Here is a 1,313-nt window from a genome sequence, read left to right on the forward strand (position 1 = left end):
GTGACCCGTCCTGAAATAGGTTGACACTTTTTCGCCGAAACGAAGAGGTGCCAAATGGAGCAAGGGATCAAGCGGACGCAGCGGGACTACAGCCTGGCTTTTAAACTGTCGGTGGTGGCGCAGGTCGAAAAAGGCGAACTGACGTACAAAGAGGCACAGCGACGCTACGGCATCCAGGGGCGCTCGACCGTGCTGGTATGGTTACGTAAGCACGGCTTGCAGGATTGGGCCGATCCATCCGGCCGTGCGCGATCGGGTTCCACCATGTCAAAGCAAGACTCAAAGCCGCTCACACCGGAGCAGCGCATCAAGGAGTTGGAGACGCAGTTGCGACAGGCGCAGGAGAAAGCCGCGCTATTCGAAGCCGTGATCGACGTGATGCGCAAGGATTACGGGATCACCGTAAAAAAGCCTTCAGGCAGGTCGTCGCGCAAAAGCGGATCGAAAAGCTGAGCGTCGAGCGGGCCTGCCGATACATGGGTATCAGCCGCCAAGCGTATTACAAGCGATGCCGCAGCGAGGAACACCGTTGCTCGCAGAGCGAGACCGTCACTGCACTGGTGCGAGACGTGCGGCTTCGCCAGCCGAGGCTGGGCACACGCAAGCTCCATCATCTGCTCGGGCCAGCGTTGGTCGAGCGCGGCATCAAGCTGGGGCGAGATCGGCTGTTCGACGTGCTGCGTGCCGCGCGCCTACTGGTCGTACCGCACCGGGCGTATCACAAGACCACCCATAGCCATCACCGCTTCCGGCGTCATCCGAATCTACTGAAACCCGGGCCGGATCAAATCGTGCCGACCGGCCCCGAACAAGTGTGGGTGGCCGACATCACGTATCTGCCGACGGCGGGCCCGTTTGTGTATTTGAGTCTCGTCACGGATGCGTTCTCGCGCAAGATCGTCGGTCATCACGTTCACGACAGCCTGCAAACCGAGCAGGTCAGTCAGGCGCTCAAGAAGGCGTTGCGCAAGCGCCGGAGCCGGCAGCCGTTGATCCATCACTCCGATCGCGGGGTCCAGTACTGTTCGACCTACTATCAGGACATCCATCGGCATCACGGCCTGCGCTGTTCAATGACGGACGGCTACGACTGCTATCAGAACGCGCTGGCTGAGCGGGTCAACGGCATTCTCAAGGGGGAGTTCCTGTTGCAACGTCCTGCTGACCTTGAACAGGCCGCCAAGATGGTCGAACAGTCGGTACACATCTACAACTATGAACGGCCACATGCCGCGCTGAAATACAAAACGCCCGATGCGGTGCATCGGGCGTTCTAGCGCCTGGATACTGTCAACCTATTCCAGGACTTGACA

The 1,313-nt window shown here is 59.7% G+C and carries 1 protein-coding gene; it reads left to right on the plus strand.

The window, feature by feature from the left end:
• Positions 1–54 precede the first annotated feature (54 nt).
• Positions 55–1,277 (plus strand): IS3 family transposase gene (locus WS75_RS16105; protein ID WP_156429805.1). Its coding sequence is split into 2 segments (ribosomal slippage): positions 55–420 and positions 423–1,277, totalling 1,221 coding nucleotides; the frame shifts between segments, so codons are not numbered across the junction.
• Positions 1,278–1,313: the final 36 nt, after the last annotated feature.

Origin of the sequence: Burkholderia sp. FL-7-2-10-S1-D7, from assembly GCF_001524185.1 — a bacterium.
In the GTDB taxonomy this organism is placed as follows: Bacteria; Pseudomonadota; Gammaproteobacteria; order Burkholderiales; family Burkholderiaceae; genus Burkholderia; species Burkholderia diffusa.